At 40.8% G+C, this 22,499-nt stretch carries 14 protein-coding genes, 1 tRNA gene and 1 pseudogene; 7 read left to right on the forward strand and 9 right to left on the reverse strand.

What is annotated here, in order from left to right:
* Positions 1–266: 266 nt before the first annotated feature.
* Positions 267–569 (reverse strand): annotated as a pseudogene (locus QMN06_RS07135) (integrase core domain-containing protein); the annotation flags it as partial.
* Between the two features lie 81 nt (positions 570–650).
* Here QMN06_RS07135 and QMN06_RS07140 point away from each other — a divergent pair.
* The gene (locus QMN06_RS07140; protein ID WP_281969448.1) at positions 651–1,937 is read left to right on the forward strand and encodes an IS110 family transposase; all 1,287 of its coding nucleotides are present in this window, start codon (positions 651–653) and stop codon (positions 1,935–1,937) included.
* 194 nt (positions 1,938–2,131) lie between these two features.
* Here QMN06_RS07140 and QMN06_RS07145 read toward each other — a convergent pair whose 3' ends face one another.
* Positions 2,132–2,686 (reverse strand): DDE-type integrase/transposase/recombinase, encoded by a 555-nt coding sequence (locus tag QMN06_RS07145; protein ID WP_281969449.1) that lies wholly within the window; start codon positions 2,684–2,686, stop codon positions 2,132–2,134.
* A gap of 35 nt (positions 2,687–2,721) precedes the next feature.
* Positions 2,722–3,003: a transposase gene (locus tag QMN06_RS07150; protein WP_281969450.1), complete on the reverse strand. Its 282-nt coding sequence runs from the start codon at positions 3,001–3,003 to the stop codon at positions 2,722–2,724.
* 137 nt (positions 3,004–3,140) lie between these two features.
* Between QMN06_RS07150 and QMN06_RS07155 the strand changes: the two genes are divergently transcribed.
* Positions 3,141–3,353: a hypothetical protein gene (locus QMN06_RS07155; protein ID WP_281969451.1), complete on the forward strand. Its 213-nt coding sequence runs from the start codon at positions 3,141–3,143 to the stop codon at positions 3,351–3,353.
* 26 nt (positions 3,354–3,379) lie between these two features.
* Here QMN06_RS07155 and QMN06_RS07160 read toward each other — a convergent pair whose 3' ends face one another.
* The 4 genes from QMN06_RS07160 to acs form a co-directional block, all read right to left on the reverse strand.
* Positions 3,380–4,243 (reverse strand): EamA family transporter, encoded by an 864-nt coding sequence (locus QMN06_RS07160; protein ID WP_281969452.1) that lies wholly within the window; start codon positions 4,241–4,243, stop codon positions 3,380–3,382.
* A 323-nt stretch (positions 4,244–4,566) separates the two neighbouring features.
* Positions 4,567–4,657: transfer RNA gene (locus QMN06_RS07165), tRNA-Ser, on the reverse strand.
* A 36-nt stretch (positions 4,658–4,693) separates the two neighbouring features.
* Complete coding sequence (locus QMN06_RS07170) at positions 4,694–4,981, reverse strand: hypothetical protein (protein ID WP_281969453.1); 288 nt, start codon at positions 4,979–4,981, stop codon at positions 4,694–4,696.
* A gap of 127 nt (positions 4,982–5,108) precedes the next feature.
* Complete coding sequence (gene acs, locus QMN06_RS07175) at positions 5,109–7,091, reverse strand: acetate--CoA ligase (RefSeq protein WP_281971742.1); 1,983 nt, start codon at positions 7,089–7,091, stop codon at positions 5,109–5,111.
* A gap of 188 nt (positions 7,092–7,279) precedes the next feature.
* Here acs and QMN06_RS07180 point away from each other — a divergent pair, with 188 nt between their 5' ends.
* From QMN06_RS07180 to QMN06_RS07200, 5 genes are read left to right on the forward strand one after another with little or no spacing between them, the layout of a single operon-like run.
* On the forward strand, positions 7,280–8,800 hold the full coding sequence (locus QMN06_RS07180; RefSeq protein WP_281969454.1) for a fumarate hydratase: 1,521 nt from the start codon (positions 7,280–7,282) through the stop codon (positions 8,798–8,800).
* A gap of 31 nt (positions 8,801–8,831) precedes the next feature.
* Positions 8,832–9,620, forward strand: coding sequence for a glutamate racemase (murI, locus tag QMN06_RS07185; protein WP_281969455.1), 789 nt, complete (start codon positions 8,832–8,834; stop codon positions 9,618–9,620).
* Positions 9,621–10,334 (forward strand): energy transducer TonB, encoded by a 714-nt coding sequence (locus QMN06_RS07190; RefSeq protein ID WP_281969456.1) that lies wholly within the window; start codon positions 9,621–9,623, stop codon positions 10,332–10,334. It abuts the gene before it with no gap.
* Positions 10,335–10,351: 17 nt separating this feature from the next.
* Positions 10,352–11,053 carry a MotA/TolQ/ExbB proton channel family protein gene (locus QMN06_RS07195; RefSeq protein WP_281969457.1) on the forward strand — a complete coding sequence of 234 codons (702 nt, stop codon included), beginning with the start codon at positions 10,352–10,354 and terminating at the stop codon, positions 11,051–11,053.
* A gap of 2 nt (positions 11,054–11,055) precedes the next feature.
* Positions 11,056–11,469 (forward strand): biopolymer transporter ExbD, encoded by a 414-nt coding sequence (locus tag QMN06_RS07200; protein WP_281969458.1) that lies wholly within the window; start codon positions 11,056–11,058, stop codon positions 11,467–11,469.
* A 3-nt stretch (positions 11,470–11,472) separates the two neighbouring features.
* Here QMN06_RS07200 and QMN06_RS07205 read toward each other — a convergent pair whose 3' ends face one another.
* Entirely contained in the window at positions 11,473–12,435 is a 963-nt protein-coding gene (locus tag QMN06_RS07205) for a tripartite tricarboxylate transporter substrate binding protein (protein ID WP_281969459.1), read from the reverse strand.
* Between the two features lie 105 nt (positions 12,436–12,540).
* Complete coding sequence (locus QMN06_RS07210; RefSeq protein ID WP_281969460.1) at positions 12,541–22,470, reverse strand: MBG domain-containing protein; 9,930 nt, start codon at positions 22,468–22,470, stop codon at positions 12,541–12,543.
* Positions 22,471–22,499: the final 29 nt, after the last annotated feature.

A 22,499-nucleotide genomic window follows, 5' to 3' on the forward strand; every position in this document is an offset into this window, starting at 1 on the left:
TCTTGAGTTGGAAATGATTTTAGGTATTTTTTAATTATAAATAAAATTTTTACATAGTCGTCACGTTTCATTTGATTGAAATTGAATCATGCAGTTTGAATCTATAAGTTCTATCGCTAGCCTGGTATTTAAGGAATAGCTTCAAGCGAATTCTCTCCAATTTGTTAGGTTTAAATTAGGTAAATATACGCGGGTAGGAAACCCAATTTAAATCACTGAACTGATGTTAATTTAGTACCACGATTAAAGAGAGTATTCATATCTTATCATTGGATCATGATGGGTTGATTGTGGATGATTTTCGGCACTTGGGTTTGTGGTGCTGGTGGTCGATAACCTAAGGCACTGTGAGGCCGAACATGGTTGTAATGCTTGACCCACTCGCCAACGATAACTCTTGCTTCTTTCAGGCTATAAAAGAGTTCGCCATCAAGTAGGTTATCTCTGAAGGTCCCGTTAAAGCTTTCACAAAAGCCATTTTCCCAGGGACTACCTGGTTCAATATAGGCGGTCTTGACACCAATACCGCTGAGCCACTTACGAAGGTCTTTGGCAATAAATTCTGGGCCATAGTACATGCAGAATGGTAGTCAGTCGTAGCAATTTAAGCCATGCTTGTGATTGCGAGATCATTAACAAGGAGTATTACTATGGCTGACCACTTAAATGATAAACCCTATGGGGCATGGATTGCAATTGATATTGCCAAGAACTTTAATGCTGTGCTGAGCGAGACAAACGAGGGTAAACGACAACATTTTCGGATGGCTAATTCTGCCGAGGATCATGATCGATTTATTGTTTTTCTAAAGAGCTTGCCCTCGCCTTGCATCATTGGGTTTGAGGCAACCGGTAATTACCATCGAGCGTTGGGGCATCGCTTGACATCGGAGGGGTTTGAGGTCTGTTTTATTTCATCATTAGCCAGTGCCCGGTACCGCGAGGTGATGTTTAATTCATGGGATAAAAATGATCCCAAAGATGCTGCCGTACTTTTGGAGCTTCTCAAACAGGAGATCACTCAACGTTATGTTGACCCATTAATTGCAGGGCATCACGATCTCCAGGAGCTGTCTAAAACCTACTATCAAGTGACATTAAGTCGCACGCGCTTGCAGCACTCTATACTCACGCACTATCTGCCTTTGTACTTTCCTGAGATGGGTAAATGGTGGAACAGTACTCGCTCTGCTTGGTGGATTAATTATCTTTTGCACTTCCCTATTCCTAGTGCAGTAACGAAACACTCTCAAGAGACGTTTTGCGAGATCGCCAGTCCTATTGTTGGTCGTAAAGTGAATAAAGCAGCCAAGCTTATTGAACTTTATGAGACCGCCCAGCATAGCATTGGACTACCAATTACTGAGGATTCTTTGGCTTGTAAAACCTTTCAAATACAACTGCGACGTTATCAGGAGATCAATGATTGCCGCACTGAGTTAGAAAAGACCGCTCAAGCAGTATTGGCTAATAATCCAGACTCTGTGGTTCTGCAAAGTGTACCGGGGATTGGTCCGATTAATGCCCTAACAATTCTGGCTGAGGGTGGCGATTTACGTCGCTTTAACCATCATCGTCAGTTCTTAAAGTATTGCGGGTTTGATCTAGCCAAGAACCAATCTGGCAATTATCGTGGTCAAGAACACATCTCCAAACGAGGTAATGCACGTTTACGTTTGGCATTGTGGATGGCGGTCAACACCGCCATTACTCAGCCAGAAAATAGTTTTCAGCAAAAATATAAGCGCTATATTAAAGATGCCCCGCAGGATAAGGATTTACAACGCAAAGCACGGACTGCCGTCGCAGCGAAAATGGCACGTGTCGTTTATGGATTAGTGAAGTCAAAACAGATGTATCAAGGTTACTATGAAAAAGCTTTACCCAGTGGATCGATCCCTCTCTGTAGGGCCGTAGAGGCCGTAAGGACCTCGTAGATAATGTTTGGACCTTCCACTGGGACCTCAGATTGTTTTAAGTAGGGTAAAGACCAAAACGTAAAGTGGCGGATCTTGTGTTCATTATGGTTAATCGGGACCCCTGATTTATTTTTGGAAGTGACTGTTTGGGTAGAGGTGAGTAGTAATTTTTAATTTTTTAACTGCAAATTGCAGTGAAGGGATGGCTTTGCCTATCGCTGGAAAAAGTTCTTGCATTTAGTAGCTTTATCCGATCGAATATATTCAGGGATGCCATGAACTACCATCGCATTGGCTAATTGCTCAATCACTTGGATCGAGCCTATCCTTCGGGCACAGTGGATCGTCAAACATCTTCTACTAAATTCATCAATCATCGTGAGCATCCTTATCTTACCGCCATAGGCATCTCTAATAAATACAAAGTCATAACTCCAGACATGGTTAGGATGTGTAGCTCTGAGCCGCATGCAACTTCCATCGTTTAACCATAGCCGACCTCTTGGCGGCTGCTTTTGTGGGACCTTCAACCCTTCCTCTCGCCAAATACGAGCAACTTTAGCCGATGTCGCACTAAGCCAACCAGCGTCCCTCATTAAGCCAGCAATCGTTCGATAACCATAGCGACCGTAGGTACTAGCGAGACGAATCACTTCTGCCCTCATGGGCGTTTCATCATCTCTAGGGATTGGCAAATGACGCCAAGTTGTTCTAGACAGCCCCACTAAACCACAGGCAGATCGCTCAGAGATATGATACTTATCCATGAGCATCTGCGCTGCATTCTTCCGTTTAGCAGGGCTTAATAGTTTCCCTTGATGACTTCCTTGAGCATCACCTCCCGCAGGGATAGGTCAGCTACCAGTTTCTTTAAACGGGCATTTTCCTGCTCAAGTTCTTTGTATTTCTTGGCTTGATCGATTTCCATACCGCCATACATTTTGCGCCAGCGATAGTAGTTTTGTTCACCTACACCAACCTCTTTACAAGCCTGAGCTAGTGTTTTTCCGTTGGCAGTCAAAACTTCGACTTGACGCAACAACATCACTATTTGTTCCGGTTTAATACGTTGACCTTTAGGCATTTTTTACTCCTTTTAGAGATAGATTATCAAAAATTCCTCTCTTTGGGAGTGGTACTAAAAATTAGGTCAGATCAAGTTCTATCAAAGCAGAGGCTAAGAATTGGCCATTATTGATTGAACTTTCCCAAAAAGATGGCATGAAATCAAATTGGATTTCAGAAGTATCTATCATCATTACAGATGCTTCAGGAAATCAAATATTAAATCAATCGAATCAGGGTCCAATGCTATTGGTTGGTTTAAAACCTGGACAATATAATATTCAAGCTATTTATCAAGATAAAAAGATGGTTCGTAGTATTGTTGTTCATTCTGCCAATAATCAAAAAATCTCTTTTCAATGGCGTTAAGTGAGCTTCCGGACTGTTTGTAAATCTTACTGAGCTAAAAGAATAATGGCCCCTACAGAGCAGGCTAATCCTAAAATTTTCTGCCACAAGATTTTTTCTTTGAAAATAAAAATACCTGCCATAGCAGTTACTACAAAGCTCATTTGTGAGATGGGCACAATAGTACTTGCAGGTCCATACTTTAAAGCTTCAAGCAAAATGTAGAGCCCTAAAAATAAAAAGAGTGCTGCTAAAAAGCCTAAATAAAGATATTTCCATACAAAAATAATCTTTTTTTCTTTATGGTAGCAAGATATAAAAGCCAGTGAAAAGAAAACAACTGCTTGACCAGTCAGGATGGATATTGAATTACCACCAGCAATTGCACCCAATTTATAAATAAATCCTGTAATACCAAGGAGGACTGTAGCAATAGCAAGGGTTCGAATCGTTCTATTTTTTTGAGCACTTTGCTTTACATGACTTACCTGAGCGTTGAGATTACTCAGAAGTAAAAATGCTGCAATCACTAATAAAAAGAATGCCAAAACTTTATAAACAGTAATAGGTTCGTCTAAAAAAATAATCGCAAGGGTTGCTGATAAAATAAAGCTACTCCTGAAAACAGGAGCCACCACGCTCACATCGCCAGTACTTAAACTGATTGCAAAATAGAGTAATGCAAAATAAAGCGTTACTCCAGCAGACATCCCATACAAAAATGGCACACCAAAATGAATGGATGATGATGCTATTCCTAGAACCAAAGCACTTGGTAGAAAAAAGATCGTTTGCATGATTAAAAACTGATGGGATGGTAAGCCTTTACGAGCTGCTATTTTAAAAATAACGTCACCCGACCCATAAAAAAACATCGAACATAATGCAATCAGTAGATAAGAATTTTCCATACTTTAGTAAGGCGCTTTTACGATGAATTTGAAATTAGGTCTACTCTTGATCATAATGCATCTGTTAAGAGTCTAAAACAAACTACACTTTGACCAAATTAACCGATATCAGTAGCGAACAGTTCCTACAGGATACTCCGTTCAGATAAGTCATGCCATCTAAGGTTTTATCTATATTCAAGTATTTTTTAGAGTTAGGCCTGCGCAGGACGATTCAAACCAGCGAATTATTGCTTAGGGGGATCTGATTAAGGCTCAGTTTGAGTACGACATTGATATTTAAAGTGTTGTACTTCATCAAGTCGTTATAAAACCAATAGACTTGGCGGAAGGGGCGGGATTCGAACCCGCGGTAGGCGATTAACCTACGCACGCTTTCCAGGCGTGTGACTTAAACCGCTCATCCACCCTTCCGTTACTGGAAAAGTAGATTATACGGTGTTCTGCAATTTAGTTAAACTTTGTTTGCTTAGTTCGAATGGTCAGGTCAAAAATATCGTAAAAAAGCCATAGAATTGAGCCACAGAGACCCCCTACCACTGAAGAAATCATAAGGACTTTAAAAAAATCTAGTGCAGAATTAGTTGGTTGAAATAAACTCATTCCTCCTAAAATCATGGCACAAGCCACTACAAAATATTTAGCGGGTAAAGGCTCTGAACTCATCGTGTTTCTATGGCATACAACACAATCAGTAAAACCAATCACGATGGCACTTTGGCAACGAGGACATTTCATAGGACCCCTTTCGAATATATTATTCTTTTATCCTATTCCTAATGATTGCACAGTGCAATGGGTATTTTTACTCATACAAACAAAAAAGAGGCGCATCAGCGCCTCTTATTGGGCAAATAACACTCTCTTATAAAGCTTCTTTGAGTTGATCCAAAATGGCTGGATTTTCTAGGGTAGAGGTATCCTGTGTAATATCTTCGCCCTTAGCAAGGACTCTTAAAAGGCGGCGCATAATTTTTCCTGAACGTGTTTTAGGTAAGTTATCACCAAACCGTATTTCTTTTGGTTTAGCAATGGGACCAATCCCTTTATTTACCCAATCACGCAACTCTTTTGCTTTGGCTATTGCTGCGTCACCTTCCGGTCTTGCCCCTTTAAGAACGACATAAGCAACAATCGCCTCACCAGTTATATCATCAGGTCGTCCAACCACTGCTGCTTCGGCTACGTCATTATGAGCAACTAACCATGATTCGATTTCCATGGTTCCCATACGGTGACCTGATACGTTCAGAACGTCATCAATACGGCCTGTAATCGTAAAGTTAGCCGTCTTCGCATCACGAATCGCACCATCGCCAGCAAGATACAACCTGCCACCTAAATCTTGTGGAAAATAACTTTTCACAAAACGTTCTGGATCATTCCAAATCGTCCGAATCATCGATGGCCATGGGCGCTTCACCACTAATATTCCGCCATGTCCATTTTGCATATCATGTCCTGTTTCATCAACGATCGCTGCCATGATTCCAGGTAAAGGTAAGGTACATGATCCAGGAACTAATGGTGTTGCTCCTGGTAATGGCGTAATCATGTGTCCGCCAGTTTCTGTTTGCCAGAAAGTATCCACAATCGGACAGTTCTCACCACCAACTTCTTTGTAATACCACATCCATGCTTCTGGATTAATCGGCTCTCCAACGGAGCCTAAAATACGTAGGCTCTTTAAATTAAAGTTGCGTGGATGAGCCTCTGGCGTAGCTCCTGATGCTTTAATCAGAGAGCGAATTGCTGTTGGTGCGGTATAAAAGATAGTGACTTTGTGACGCTCTATCATCTGCCAAAAACGTCCTGCATTCGGGAAAGTTGGCACGCCTTCAAACACAATTTGGGTCGCACCTACAGATAATGGTCCATACGCAATATAACTATGACCTGTAATCCATCCAATATCAGCCGTGCACCAGAAGATATCTTTCATACGAATATCAAATGTCCATTGCATGGTCAAATGGGTCCACAATAAATATCCACCCGTTGAATGTTGCACGCCTTTAGGCTTACCGGTAGATCCCGATGTATAAAGAACAAAAAGTGGATGCTCAGACTCCACCCACTCAGGTTCACAACTGGTTGGTTGTCCTGCAACTAAATCATGCATCCAGTGATCGCGTCCAGTTGTAAAAGAAATATCACTTCCGGTACGTTTATAAATAATGACATGCTGAACAACTGCATCAGCACCTAAAGCTAATGCTTCATCAACGACTGATTTGAGTGGCAACTTTTTGCCGCCGCGCATTTGTTCGTCAGCGGTGATCACAACTGTTGCACCAACATCCACGATTCTTTCTTCGAGAGATTTAGCTGAAAATCCACCAAATACGACAGAATGCGTTGCACCCAATCTGGCACATGCCTGCATCGCCACAATGCCCTCAATCGACATCGCCATGTATAAAACTACACGATCACCCTTCTTCACGCCAATACTCTTTAAACCATTGGCAAATTGACATACACGGGCATGCAGTTCGGAATAGGTAATGTTGGTTACTTCACCAGCATCTGACTCAAAAATGATGGCTATTTTATTGCCTAATCCGGTTTGAATGTTGCGATCAAGGCAATTGTATGAGGCATTGGTTGTACCATCATTAAACCACTCATAAAAAGGCGCTTTGGATTCGTCAAGAACCTTCTTAAATGGTTTTTTCCAATAGAGGTTTTCTTTTGCAAGACGACCCCACGTACCTTCAAAATCTTTTTCAAAGGACTGACACATCGCCTGATATTGACCCATACTACTGATTGCTGCCTGTTTGGCAAACGACTTCGATGGTGGAAACACCCGATTTTCTACCAGTAACTGTTCAATTTCAGACATCATTTTCTCCTTTTTAATAAGTACAAGCTTACCAAATAATCTATGCGATTTTAGATACTATATTTTATCTATTCTCATTTTTATTATATAAAAATGACATTTATTCAATTTTTACGTGAATTGTAAGGTTTACCCTATAAAATAGATTTAAATTAACCTGATTCCACATGATTCGAGAGACGACCTCAATGACTACCATTCGCCAAGAAGACCTCATCCAAAGCGTAGCAGATGCTTTTCAGTATATCTCCTACTATCACCCTATCGACTTTATTCAAGCTTTAGGAAAAGCATATGATCGCGAACAGAGTCCCGCAGCAAAAGATGCCATTGCACAAATCTTAACCAATAGCAGAATGTGCGCTGAAGGCAAGCGCCCTCTCTGTCAAGACACTGGTATTGCTGTGGTTTTTGTGAAAGTTGGTATGAATGTGAAGTGGGAAGCTTCAATGAGTCTTGAAGATATGATCAATGAGGGCGTACGTCGTGCTTATGGTGATCATCACAACCCACTTCGCGCTTCCATCTTACGTGATCCAGGCGGTAAACGTAGCAACACTAAAGACAATACACCTGCCGTGATTCATTATGAAATCGTGCCTGGTGATAGCGTCGATATCATTTGTGCGGCTAAGGGTGGTGGTTCAGAAAACAAAAGTAAATTAGTCATGCTCAATCCTTCTGATTCGATTGTCGATTGGGTCTTAAAAACTGTGCCGACCATGGGTGCTGGCTGGTGTCCACCTGGCATTTTAGGAATTGGTATTGGTGGTACTCCTGAAAAAGCGATGCTCATGGCCAAAGAATCTTTAATGGATCCTGTGGATATATATGATTTACTCGCAAAAGGTCCAGAAAACAAACTTGAAGAAATGCGCTTAGAGCTGTTTGAAAAGGTCAACTCTCTGGGCATTGGTGCTCAAGGTTTAGGGGGCTTAACCACGGTAGTAGATGTCAAAATCAAGGACTACCCAACACACGCCGCTTCATTGCCTGTGGCAATGATCCCGAACTGTGCGGCAACGCGTCATATCCATTTCCACTTAGATGGTAGTGGCCCTGCGATTCTCCCGGTTCCAAAACTTGAAGACTGGCCTGATGTTGCATGGAAGCCTGATACTGAAAAATCACAACGCGTCAATCTCGATACTCTGACTCCAGCTGAAGTAGCTACTTGGAAAGTAGGTCAAACTTTATTACTGAATGGCAAAATGTTTACGGGTCGTGATGCTGCCCATAAACGCATCCAAGAAATGCTCGCCAAAGGTGAAACATTACCTGTGGACTTTACGAATAAAGTCATTTATTACGTCGGTCCGGTAGATCCAATCGAGGGGGAAGTGGTTGGTCCTGCTGGTCCCACAACCTCTACAAGAATGGATAAATTTACCGAAATGATGCTAGGTGAAACCGGCTTGATCTCGATGATTGGTAAGGCAGAAAGAGGTCCTGTGGCAATCGAAGCGATTAAGAAACACAAGTCTGCGTATTTAATGGCTGTCGGTGGCGCCGCTTACCTCGTTGCAAAGGCAATTGAAAAAGCTAAAGTGGTCGGCTTTGCTGATCTTGGCATGGAGGCCATTTATGAGTTTGAAGTAAAGGACATGCCTGTGACAGTTGCTGTTGACTCTCATGGAATTTCTGCACACCAGACAGGTCCTCGTGAATGGCAAATGAAGATTGGTAAGATTCCAGTCACTGTAGCTTAATCCGCAACGACTTACTGGGGATTCTGTTCCATTGTCAACGATCGGTGTTTTTGACTCAGGTATTGGTGGCCTCTCTGTTTTAAATGAGGCCCTAATCCAATCACCAGATCATCACTATTTGTACCTAGCTGATTCAGCCAACACTCCCTACGGTGAAAAATCGACCCAGTGGGTAACTGATCGAAGCCTACTAATGTGCTCATGGTTAGTTAAGCAAGGTTGTGACGCAGTAGTAGTCGCTTGTAATACCGCAACTGCTCAGGCAATTGCCCTCATTCGGGAACAACTTCCACAGATTCCGATTATTGGTGTTGAACCCGGTATTAAACCAGCGTCCATGACTAGTCAACAAAAAATTGTCGGGGTATTAGCTACTCAAAACACCTTAATCAGCGATAAATTTAAGTTACTTCTTGCGAGTCTTAATGCCAACTGTGAATTTATTCAACAAGCGGGTCATGGTCTCGTACCTCTTATTGAACAAGGTATCTTAGATGGCCCTGAGATTGAAGCACTTCTCCATCAATATATCGACCCAATGCTCGCTCAGGGTGCAGATACGCTTGTCCTAGGGTGTACGCATTACCCTTTTTTACGAGATGCTATCGTGAAGTTATATGGGAATAGACTGCAACTAATTGATACAAGTGTGGCAGTTGTACGTCAACTATGCCGCTTAATCGAAGACCCAAACTCTATTCAAAACGGTCGTGTGAGTGTGTACTCGACACAAGATGGTAGTGCTCTTTTGGAACTTGCACAAAAACTCCTCATCCACCCGTATTTAAGAAATGCCACAGCGCATACTGTGTCGATCTAAATGTTCATCTCAATCAAAGATCTTCTAATTCTTGGTGCGGTACTTGCAATTCATGCGTCAATCTTTATTTTAGGATTACTACATACACCGAACCCAGATAAAAAAGAAGTCGATGTTTTGCAAGCAGAATTAATTAGTCCCGCCCCTCCTCCTGCTGCTGCTCCTGCCCCACCAAAAGCGGAAACAAAACCGCCTCCGCCCCCTCCTAAAGCGGCACCACCGAAACTTCTGAGCGTCGCACCTGCGCAAGCAAAGGCCAGTAGCAAACCCCAAGAGCAAGTGAAAGAACGCCCTCAGGAAAAATCAGAGGTTCCAACGCCTAGCAAGACGGAAGCAACTTCGTCTAATGAAAGCGCAAAAACACCTGATCCGGTGGCATCCTCGAGTTCTGCAAAATCTTCAAATGCTATTGGGACTGACGCTGGTGCTGTCGAACTCAATCAACTGATCATGGTCTATAAACCAGAAACCGAACTTTTCTATCCACGCTTATCGAAAGATATCGGTGAACAAGGTATCGTTTCAGTACAGTTATTTATTAATGAAGCTGGAGAAGTTAGGTCTGTAAGTATTGTTAAATCAAGTGGCTTTTCCAGGCTAGATAATGCAGCAACGCAATTAGCTTCACGTATTCGTTTTCGGCCTTACCTCGTCAATGGCGTACCTAGCAGAGTCAATGCTGGTATTTCAATAAAATTCCAACTGAATCGATAATTTGAGAAAATATACCTATGGAAAATACAACTAATGAAACTAATTTTGGCATAGCTCACCTGTGGTACCAAGGTGACACGGTCACGCACATCGTCGCCATCATTTTGCTAGTGATGTCCATTGGCTCTTGGTTCATTATCATTACAAGGATTATCAGCCTTTATCAGGTTAAACCACTTGTAAAAGAAATTGCTCTTTTCTGGAAAAAAACTTCTTGGCAAGATGGCTTAAATAGCTTTACCAAGCAAGGTAATAATCCGTTTCATCAACTAGCAGCTAAAGCGCACTCGATTATGCAAGAACGGCAATTAGGCGCCAATCAAGCAACATCAATACCTCTGGCCAATCAAATCGAAACGGATGATTGGTTATCAAGCAATCTAAAGGCTGAACTTGATCTCATTATTGCCTCTTTGCAAAAAGGTCTAGCCTTTTTAGCCTCGACTGGTGCAACGGCTCCTTTTATTGGTCTTTTTGGTACGGTCTGGGGGATTTATCATGCACTCATGACGATTGGTTCTTCCGGATCCGCTTCTATTGATCAAGTTGCTGGTCCGATTGGTGAAGCTTTGGTCATGACGGGTCTTGGTCTTGCTGTTGCGATTCCAGCGGTATTGGGTTATAACGCTTTATCTAAATCCAATAAAGATTTACTCGTTCCTTTGCGTCGTTTTAACGATGATTTACATACCTATTTAATTCAGAACGAAAGGCCCTAAACATGGCATTTTCTTCTCCTCAAGGTGATGACGACACAGGTCTGATGGCTGAAATTAATATGACGCCATTTGTGGATGTCATGTTAGTTTTGTTAATTATTTTTATTGTTACTCTGCCGGTGATTCAGCACTCGGTCAAAATTGAATTACCGAAAGCCGCAAGCTCTGCCAGTAATAGCAAACCTGAAACGATTCAGGTTTCTATTGATGCTAATGGCAAAATATTTTGGAATACCACGCCTGTGACGCTTGACGAATATATCGTTAAAGCAAAACAAGCTGCTGCCCAAGAACCAATACCAGAAGTTAATCTACGAGCGGATCGACGTGTGAAGTACGATTCGGTAGCTCAAGTACTCAGCGCTAGCAAAAGAAATGGTCTTACTAAACTAGGATTTGTAACGGAAACGCCTTAAGTATTATTGCAGTTTCATATCGGCAGATTTAACAACACTCCGCCACTGCTGTAATTCATTAGTGAGTAACTTTTGCATTTGTGCTGGTGTTGTTTGATACAGCTGCGCGCCTTCTTTGAGAAGCCTGCCCTTTAATGGATCTTTACTAGACGCCTTTTGAATCTCTTGATTGAGTGTTTGTACGATCGAAGCTGGTGTGCCTGCTGACGCAACAACACCCCACCAGGTGGATATATCAAAACCAGGAATACCTGATTCCATCACTGTAGGTGTATTCGGAAATAATGGTGATCGTTTGTCACTCGTCATCGCCAAAAGAGTCACTCGGTTCGTTTCCACATATTGCAGCATCGTTGGCATGGTTGCAAAAAAGATTTGTACCCTACCCGCCAATAAATCTAAGGTTGCTGGACCACTTCCTTTATAGGGAATATGCGTCATTGGAACATTGGCTTTTTGTTTGAATAGTTCACCAGATAAATGGTTGATACTCCCAAGACCTGCTGAACAATAATTGATTCCATCAGAGGATTTTTTTGCATATGCAATCGCATCAGCAATGGTTTTAAAACCTAGCTCTTTATTTGCCACTACCATTAAAGGTCCACGACCAAGCATAGCGATGGGGGCATAATCTTTTTCCACATCATACGATGGTGTAGTTTCCGTTGCAGCGTGGGTCACAAAGGTTGATGTGATAAATAATAAAGTATAGCCATCTGGATCCGCTTTGGCGACCATTTGTGCGCCAATTGCTCCGCCACCACCACCTCGATTATCTACAACTACAGGCTGCTTTAAACTTTCAGATAAAGCCTTAGCAAGATCTCGCGCAATGCTATCCGTTCCACCGCCAGGTGCAAACGGCACAATGAGAGTAATTGGTTTTTGTGGATAGGTCGCAGCATGCGCCATTTGAAAAATGGCACAAAACAAAAGTAATGCGCTCTTAAGAAATAAATACACTTAAATCTCCAAACAATAGTAGTCTTTTAATACTAAGATATTGAAGTATATATCTCCTTCTTCTCGGAACTTGTAACTTTTGCTTCTTCAAAGCTGTAAATAAATCTAATTGAAGCTATAGATATTATCGACAGCAGGCAGCGTTTCAGGGTGCAGGCCAGAATAATCATTACCTACATCAATGGATAAATTGAGACGAGTTGTACCATCATATGCTGTCATTTTAGAATTACCAATGGATCGAACATCATTTAAATCTTGATCTTGTTCATCAGCAGTCGAATGCTTGATCTCAGCAATAATCGAAACAGAATTTTGATCTACAAACAGTCCTTTTGCAGCCCCTTGATTACTTGGTGTTACCGGTGAAGTTGGTGCAGGACGAATAGTAAATTTAGCGGGTTTATAACCACTGGTATTGATGATGTAGTTAGGATTATTTGCTACTTTTGAATCGCCAATGCCAATCTCATAAGTTCCTGGTAAAGTACCTTCAGGAGTAACTAATGATCCAGTAATGAGAACATTATTTGAATCTTGTGGATTGATAAATCCTGTCACATTAAATGTAAATGTCGGTTTATTACCTGAGGTGACTTCTGTATCGTTACCAGTAATCGTTAACACTTTGGGGTTAATGGTTAATGCTCCTGGAGTATATCTAATTTGATAATTGGAAAGAAGTAAATTTCCTTTAGGGTTTGAAGGAAGGATACCGTTGACATTGCCACTATAAGTTGCCGCATTTTGATCGCCCGGCACAGTCGTATTGCCACCTTGTGTCAAAGTCACGCCTAAGATTTGTTCATTATTTTTTAATCCAGAAGCACTAAAGGCTGTAGTTCCCAAGCTAAGGCTAGTACCATAAATTGTAGATTGGTCATTTGCAACAATATTGAGACTTGCTACAGTAATACTCGCTCGATTATTAGATGTTCCACTCAGAATACTGTTGACACTTGCTGGTACATAATTGGTGTTTGCACTCAGACTGGTTCCTATAGCAGTGAATTTGCTTGCATCTACTACATTCAGGCTATTTGCAGTTGCACTAACGGTAAATGTCTCACCGTTGACGCCAGTTAATGTTGCATTATTAATAATGCCACTCGTGCCATCATAAACCTTCGTGCCGGTGATTGATGTATAACTAGCGGGTGTAATTGTTGCTGTGTTGTTGGTACTGCCACTTAAAAGGCTGCTCGCACTCGCTAGTATGTAGTTGGTATTACCGATCAGACTAGTTCCTATAGCAGTAAATTTTGTTGCTCCCACCACATTCAGACTATTAGCAGTTGCACTGACGGTAAATGTTTCACCATTGACTCCAGTTAATGTTGCATTATTAATAATGCCACTCGTGCCATCATAGACCTTCGTGCCGTTGATAGCGGTATAACTAGCGGGTGTAATCACGAGATTATTGACATTGTAGGTTAATTGATAATTACTGTTATTTACTAATAAAGAACCTTGATTAATCATATAAGGTGAGGACGCAACATTCTCCCCAGAAACTCTAGTCAAAGACCCTGTTAAAACATTCGCTAAAGTATCGTTGATTTGAACGCCATTAACCACCACACCATAAATCAAACCAGAAGATGTATACGTTAAGCTCGGATCCACATCACCATATGTCTTCGATTGACTATTTGCTGATACAGTTAATGATGCCTTATTAATCGTAAGATTATTGTAGTTATAGCTCAATTGATAATTACCATTAGAGACTAAAGTGCCTTGATTAATTCTATATGGTGATGACGCAACAGTCTCACCAGCAACCCTAGTTAAAGATCCCGATAAAACACTCGATATAGTATCGCTGATCTGAACCCCATTAACCAACCCGTTGATGACTCTAGAAGTTGTATAGGTTAAGCTAGGATCAAAATCGCCATAGGTTTTTGATTGATTATTCGCGGTTACGACTAAAGGTGCTTTAGTAATCGTCAAATAAGCTCCTGTATATTGAATATCGTAGGCATTAGCTAGCAATGATCCTTGATTAATTTGATATGTCCCTACTACCTCATTACTTAAAGTCGATGAAACTCCAGGGCTTGAAGTTCCAACACGAAGCAAACTTCCTGTAAAAGGATTGTTACCACCTACAGGGTTATCATTAATTGTGACGCCATCAACTGTTACATTGGTTACAAATCCAGTATATGTATATGTCAGAGTTGGATCATTGGTTCCATATACTTTGGTTTTGGCGACTGCGGTGACATAAATCGGTGTGATGTATTTATTAATCGTTAAATATTTAGATGAACTACTCAATATTAAGTTGTAATTACTCGCAGTTAAACTTCCTATACCAACTTGATAAGTACCAACTGCCTCATTAGCTAAAGATGTTGACAATTGAGTTGCAGAGGTTCCTGATCGGAGAAGGTTTCCGGTAAAAATACTGGAAGTATCTCCACTTGCTAATGCCCCATATGAATAAGTGAGACTGGGATCGTATGTAGCATAGGTTTTGGAGACATTATTTGGGGTAATGATTAAGTCTTTTGGTGTAATTGAGCTGACAGTATTTGAACTTAAAGTAACCGTATAATTTTTTCCAGAGTTTCCATCATTCACTACAAGATTGGAAGCCATCACCACTTTGTTTTCAGAGCCTACATTTTTATTGGCATAGTTAAATGTTGCACTCATGGAGTCGGCTGTATTACTATTAGATGCATTGGTGTACAGAGTTCCACTTGTTACATCAAAATAGGTAGTTGCCGATGTACTTCCATCATATATTTTAGTTATTGTATGAGGCTGAATAGTAATCGGAGCCGCAGTAATGCTTAATAAGCCCATTGCATAGTTACTTAAGGTATAGTTGCTCGCCTTACTTCCACTCCCATCTTGCAGTGTCAAATTATTAATTGCACTAATGGACGAGACTCCGCCAACATTGGCACTATTGGTGGTTAATGTGCCTGAATTGGCTAAACTTAAAACTTCACCATTAACGCCTTTGACTGTTAATTGACTTGCATCAAAACTCAATGACCCGTTATAAATCTTAGTTCCAGAGAAAGTTACTGGAGCTGCGGAAATATTGCCACTAATTACATAGTCAGACAAATAGTAATTAGAAGCGGCACTGCCCTTCACGTTCAGACCACTTAAATCTGCAGTCACAGATTTTCCAATACCGACATTTTGATTAATATATGTGCCGGAGTTCACAATGCCAGAAAGTGTTAATACATCTGATCCTTGAACTCCTGAAGTAATAGAAATGCTACCTGTTAAATTGGCATAGACATTTGCATCGTAAGTTTTAGACGTGACTGAAAGTCCACTCAAATAAAGTAGTGCTTGTGTAATGTTTGCAGTTAATGGGCTAGTCGTTCCTGCAAGGTAGTAATTTGAAAAATTAGTACCACTCAAACCAAGACCACCTAAATTAGGAGTCACTGTAATTCCAGTACCTACATTCTGAGTCGCAAAGGTACCTGTACCACCAAAAGTTCCAATCGTAGAAAATTGACTAATCAAATCACCTCCATAAACTGTACCCGTAACCGTCGGTGTTCCTTGGGTGATAACCGCTGTGGTGTTTGCGTTATAGATTTTATTTTGAGCAGATAAACCACTTACATATAAGGGAGCTGGAAATATGTTAGCGGATAGATTAACTGCTACACCCGATATCTCATAATTACCTGCATCTGTTCCACCCAATGAAAAATTATTCTGCAAGACTCCTTGTGTAACCGTAACAGGTTTATTTGTATAGACATTGGCTGTATCAAAAGTACATGCTGATGAACAATTAAGGGTATCGCTAGAAGCCGACAATGAAACCGTATCGCCCTTAAATGGTGTAATTAGTCGGGAATTACTTGCCCCAGTAACACTTACATCAGTACTCCCATTGTAAGTTTTATCACTTGCCTGCAGTCCTGCTACTAATATCGGAGCTTTGGTAATCGTACTCGTATTATTAGTTACTGACGTCGCTGAAAGAATATAGTTACCAGCATCTGTTCCACTCAAAAATAAACCCGTTGAGGTGTACGATGATGCTGCAAGTACATTTTTCGATGCAAAGGTACTATAAGGGCTATTTAATTGAACACCATCACCGGTGATGTTTCCAGAAATTGATAATAATGGTGTTGCTATAACCGTACCATCGTATACCTTGGTAATCGCATTAGCAGATGGAGTGATTGTGGCAGGTGATATCGTTAATGTTCCCAAGAAATTGTAAAAACCACTAAAACTATTAGTCGAAGAAGTTGGGGTTGTAGATGTTGATTCATTAATTGTGTTTTGAGTTGTATTTAATGCAACAATAGTCCCACTGATCGTGGGCACACTTGAAGCCATTTGATAGCCATATGTCCCTGCTTTGTAATATTCGGATGTGCTTTTTGAACTACTCATCTGTGAAGCACTGAGTCCCGCAGTAACCGTAATCGTTCCACCACCGCTAGCATCATCTTTCAATACCGCTCGTGTAACATTGATTAATCCATCAATGCTCTGATTGACTGAGGAAGAGTTCAAACTGAATGTTTTAATATTTCCGGCGACAGTACAATCAATAATGCAATATTGTGCCGAAATGACAGGTGCAGTAGGTAAAGTTGCAGAGGAGTTAGCAATGCCGTAATTGATTTGATTAGAATTAGTAGTAATCACTATTTGATTCTTATCAACAATCGTAAATATGTTATTTGCATAATTTACGTTGTAATTATTCAAGATAGTTGCTGTCGTACCCACTGCACTAGAGGGAACTAAAGCATTGTTATAAATACCTGGTAATTCATGATTATTCCCCGAGGTAGTAACTCCAGCATTTGTTCGTGTAACAGTAGCACTTGCCACAGGATTACTTCCGTTAACACCTCCAGTTACATAATAATTACTTGTAAATGATGGGTCGCTTTGTCCAACATACTTCCAGCCTGAGTAAGCGGTGATTGTCAGTATCGCCTTGTTAATTGTTCCTGTTCCATTTGCTGATAATGGTAACAAGTAATTAGACGAAACAAACCCTGTTCCCGAGGTTGCAGAATAATTTGCTGCATTTAATATTGCGCTCACGCTACTTGCATTAGAGCCAAGAACATCTGGCGTAGCGTACAAGCCTGTAGTTTGATTAATCGTTGCTAACTGTGTTCCAACAAAACCAGTAATACTATAGTTGGATGATCCTAAAGTCGCAACTTGTCCACCATCGTAGATTTTGGTTGGATTATTCACAACATCAACGGTTAAATTTTTCGGCGTGATAATAGCTTGTGTTGTTGAAATAGGTAATACGTAATTACTGGCTAGTCCAATGGTGCCGCTGGTTCCATTTGCAAGACTTAAGCCACCCGTGATCATCGAGCTAATCCCGACAACATTGGCACTATTACCTACACCATTTCCAGATAAATTGAGGGTCTGCCCACCTACGGTACCAGTGATACTCACCTGACTGACGCTAAAGTTAGTATTTCCATCATATTCTTTAATCGCTGACACACTCAGTTGTTTGGGACTAATCGTCAATGTGCCCGGCTGATAGGTAATCGCGTAATTGGAAAAAATTGTTCCTGAGCTTAATGGCGTTATGATGATTCCATTACTACCTCCTGAATATGTTCCCGCATTCTGGGTAGATGGTACTGAAGTATTAGTATTTTGTGTAAGTGCCACACTGGTCAACGAATCAACACCCATTAACCCAGATGTAGAAAAAGCTGATGTACCTAAAATAAGTCCATCTCCATAGGTAATCGAGCGATTATTAGCCGAAATCGTTAAAGGCGCTTTATCAATCGTTAATGTCCCTTGAACTGAGTTAGTACTTGTACTTTGGTTATAAAATATGTTGTAATTGGATAAGCCTGTACCGACGGCTGAACCACTCGTGACAACAATACCGTTGCTCCCAGAGTATGTTCCAGCAGCTTGATTTGCGGGTACAGTTGAAACCCCATTTTGAGTCAATGCTACTTTATTCACACTATCGCTATTCACTAAGCCGGTTGCTGTAAATTCTGCATAGCCTAATTTCCAAGAAGGTCCATAAGTAATCGTTTGGTTATTGGCTGTAATGTATAAATCTTTTTTATTTACCGTTAAAGTTCCAGGAACATAAGTAATGTTGTAATTATTTAAACCCGTTCCCGTTGCATTTCCAACTACTAAAGAATTTACATATCCTCCAGATTGATAAAGGGTGGTTGCTGGTACCGTACTTGAAATATTATTGAATTTAATCGTGGTACCTGTGACTGAATCTCCACCTACTAATGTGGAGGTCGTAAATCCTGAAGAAGTTGGTAATACGAGTTCAGTCCCATAGGTTGTCGATTGCAAACTTGCGGTAATAGTTAAGTTAGCTTTGCTGACCACCATGCCGGAATCTGCAGGCAAATAATTAATGGTGTAATTACCTAACGTGTTATTAAGTCCCTGTGCTGCAGAGGGTGTAATCGTATAAGGAGATGATGCAACTGAAGCATTTGCTAGAGCACCATTACTGGTCAATGTTACGTTAGTTAAAGTATGACTATTAACAAGGCCCTGAACGGTATACCCTACTCCGCCAGATATTACAGCTGTTGATCCAGTATAGGTAATTCCATTTGAGGAGGTTGTCGTTGCTCCATACACTTTTGCATCATTGAGCGCCTGAATGGTCAGTGGCGCTTGATTCACGGTCATTGCGCCATTGAGGTAATTGATTGTGTAATTAGATAAACCAGTTCCCGATGCTGCACTTGGAGTGATTGTATAAGGTCCCCCACCATTAGCGGTAGATGTCGCCGTAGCTAAGGCACCACTTGAACTTAATGAAATAGACAATACTTGATCAGTACCAAATAAAGTTCCTGAAGTAGTAAAAGCTGTAGAGCTAATTAGTGAGGCATCGCCAGTCGAGTTATAAATAACATTATTTTGAGTGGTACTTGTTGTTCCATAAACTTTGGCATCATCTTTTGCAGTAATGGTCAAACTTGCTTTATTAATCGTAAAGCTTGCGGTCGTAGGTAATGCATAATTAGTAGCTAGAGCATTACCACCTGTGACACTCCACGTGACTCCCGTAGGAGCAACACTATCATACACTGCAGCACTTGGCGACGAATTTGTATAGGTATTTGTTAATGTAATTGACTCAGAGTTTACTCCTGCCCCTACAGTCATTTGTCCGGTAGAGAAAATTGCAGTGCCATCGTACGTTTTCACACCACTCAAACTAAGAATGGCTTTGTTGATTGTTCCCGAGACTGTAGGCTGCGTCAAAGTGTAGTTAGTTGCGGCAGTCCCTGATAAGGAATTTGCCATTGTGATAGAAATATTACTTCCTGCATTCGCAGAGGAAAATGCCCCACTTTGAACTAAAACCACATCTGAAGTATCTGCAGCTACAAGACCAGATAAAGTGCCACCGGTGATTGTTGCACTTATGGTGCCGTCATAGGTTTTAGTTGGACTGGTTGTACCCGTGACGGTTAATACGGCAGGATTAATTACTAAATTTGTAGTGGTATTTGTTCCGAAAATATTTCCTACAACATATGTATTAACTTGAGATGATGCATTTTGATAATCGGATAGGGTTAGTAATTTGCTATTAATAGAACTATTAATACCTATCACAAAATTAGATAGGATAAATCCAACATTAGCGTTATATGTTTTGGTAATCGTTAATTGAGAAGCATTAATCTGTAATTGTGTAGTTTGATCATTAAAAGTAATTACGCCATTTAGATTAATACTTTTATTATCTGCAAGGCGAACTCGTCCACCCTGAGTAAGTGCATTAAAGTGCACCAAACCACTTCCCGAATTAGAGATATTGCCATTAATATTAATTAAACTACTAGCATTACCAGACCGAATATCGTAGGTTAGTGTTGCAGGATTAATCGTAGTATTATTAAACGATAAATCTACATTTTGACTAATGGAATTATTTGCGAGAATATTAACATTGGTTCCATTATTAATAGAGTTAATAATCGTTGAATCTAGGATATATGTTTTTGTGGAATCCGCCCCAGTTAAACTCGCAATAATGATATCCGTCGGATCTAATAACCACTGACCTATATTATTTTTTGTAACTGTGATTTGAATATCTTGAACAGAAAGCTGGTGACCAGATGTTTCAATCAATCCACCAAGTCCTGTGGTATGTGTGGCGGTGGCGCTCAATGTACTTTGATTGCCGATGATGGTGAGTTGGGAAAGGATAGGCGGCCCTTGCGTTGAACCTCCGCCAGTGCCATCCGATAATAAGTAAGCTCTATCAGCTAAGCTAGGTTGGTCAATTCCTAAGCGAATGTCACCACCCTGCAACAGTCCGTCCGCAGAAATGGTGGCGCCATCAATCCAAGTTGTTTGATACCCATACCCTAGCATCGTTCCGCCTCTGCCACTCCCACCATTGGTTTGAATCATTCCTTGTATCTTGACATCACCCTGCTCGGATCGCAGAATGACTTCTCCTCCATCTTCACCACTAGCGATAATTTGACCTGTGGCTGAAAGCAATAATTGCTGTTGTACGTTTAACTGAATCCGCCCTCTACTTGCTGATACTCCTGCAACCCCAGGGGCACTGATTCGTCCATTTACGATCATGCTTCCACCAAATAATGCAATCCACGGTGATGTAGTGTCAGAAGTATTTTGTCCAACTGGTAATGCCTGAAAATATGCTGGCGTTGATTCGGTTGGATTCATTACCGCTGGTTTTATCTGGGTATTTAAATTCCCATCCATCATAGTAAGTGCCGCTAATGAAACAATATTAGGTGATTGAATCTCAGCTGTTGTGGTGATATTTAATTGTGACCCATTATTAGATATTTGGGATAAATCAATTTGATTTAAATAGTTTTTAATATCTATGATATTCACGGAATTTTGAATACCATTACCGATATTTTTTACCCCTAGATTTTCTGGGAGATTAATTAATATGGCACCACTTGATTGAACTTGTCCGGCAATTTGAATATTCGATTGATTAATGCCATTCAGTCGAATCACACCTGTATTTGAATTTCCTAAGGCTTGAGTTAATGATCCTTGCGCAATATCAATATTTTCTGCGGTAAATGTAATACTACCTGCTTGGGCATTTTGTGAATTTGCTTGAATCGTGCCACTCTGCTCGATTTTAGAACCCGTCAGCAATATCCGACCACCATTTTCAGTAATCGTATTAGCAATAATCGTTCCTGAGTTTTTAACTACGGATGCCATCAGATTATTCACCGAATTGGCCGCGATAATCAGCGTACCATTTCCGACATCAATCATTTTCTGATTATCGATTAATGTCTTATAGGCTGATTCATCTACTTTTACACCCAGCAATTGACTGCCATTTACTTCCAGGGTAATTTGTTTACCACCTGCTATTGCTACCATTGCACTACTACTATGCTGTACTGCAATCACACCTTGGTTTTGTACTTCAGGAGCCATCAGTGCGACATAAGCATTATTACCGCTGGCTTTAAGTGAACCTTGATTAATAATCTTGCCTGTACCATTGCCTTTAAAGGACATCTTGCCGCGCGCCATAAATTCTTTATCGGCAACATCTAGGGTACTTGCGACAATACCGCCAGCATCGACCTGCGCATTGGGTCCAAAAATAATACCGTTGGGATTAACAAAAGCTACTTGTCCATTTGCTCGAACTGCACCATCAATCATGGAGGGTGTTGCACTTTGTACGCGATTTAATGTGGCTGAACTTGCAGTTGGCTGATTGAAGTTCACTTGCGCTTTTGATCCTACATCAAAACTTTTCCAATTAATTACAGCATTTTGACTACTTTGATTGATGTTCATCACCGCATTACTTTGTGTGATGTTGGCCTGACCCTGCGCAACTTGTCCTCCAGATGGTAAAGTATTTGTAGGAATTGGTAACCCCCCTTGTGCGGGCCCAGCGAGTGTAACTGATGCCTGGGATATGAACCACACCATCAATATGTTGGAGATACATAATCTCTTAATAGTAAAAATATTATTTTTACTTTTGAACATATAGACTCAATTGAGAATTGAACGTCTAT

The organism is Polynucleobacter sp. SHI8 (assembly GCF_027944005.1).
GTDB lineage: Bacteria > Pseudomonadota > Gammaproteobacteria > Burkholderiales > Burkholderiaceae > Polynucleobacter.

Bases quoted from the DNA above. Each gene is read 5' to 3' on its own strand.
- QMN06_RS07140 (WP_281969448.1), top strand. From the start codon at position 651: ATGGCTGACCACTTAAATGATAAACCCTATGGGGCATGGATTGCAATT.
- QMN06_RS07145 (WP_281969449.1), bottom strand. From the start codon at position 2,686: ATGGATAAGTATCATATCTCTGAGCGATCTGCCTGTGGTTTAGTGGGG.
- QMN06_RS07150 (WP_281969450.1), bottom strand. From the start codon at position 3,003: ATGCCTAAAGGTCAACGTATTAAACCGGAACAAATAGTGATGTTGTTG.
- QMN06_RS07155 (WP_281969451.1), top strand. From the start codon at position 3,141: ATGAAATCAAATTGGATTTCAGAAGTATCTATCATCATTACAGATGCT.
- QMN06_RS07160 (WP_281969452.1), bottom strand. From the start codon at position 4,243: ATGGAAAATTCTTATCTACTGATTGCATTATGTTCGATGTTTTTTTAT.
- QMN06_RS07170 (WP_281969453.1), bottom strand. From the start codon at position 4,981: ATGAAATGTCCTCGTTGCCAAAGTGCCATCGTGATTGGTTTTACTGAT.
- acs (WP_281971742.1), bottom strand. From the start codon at position 7,091: ATGTCTGAAATTGAACAGTTACTGGTAGAAAATCGGGTGTTTCCACCA.
- QMN06_RS07180 (WP_281969454.1), top strand. From the start codon at position 7,280: ATGACTACCATTCGCCAAGAAGACCTCATCCAAAGCGTAGCAGATGCT.
- QMN06_RS07190 (WP_281969456.1), top strand. From the start codon at position 9,621: ATGTTCATCTCAATCAAAGATCTTCTAATTCTTGGTGCGGTACTTGCA.
- QMN06_RS07195 (WP_281969457.1), top strand. From the start codon at position 10,352: ATGGAAAATACAACTAATGAAACTAATTTTGGCATAGCTCACCTGTGG.
- QMN06_RS07200 (WP_281969458.1), top strand. From the start codon at position 11,056: ATGGCATTTTCTTCTCCTCAAGGTGATGACGACACAGGTCTGATGGCT.
- QMN06_RS07210 (WP_281969460.1), bottom strand. From the start codon at position 22,470: ATGTTCAAAAGTAAAAATAATATTTTTACTATTAAGAGATTATGTATC.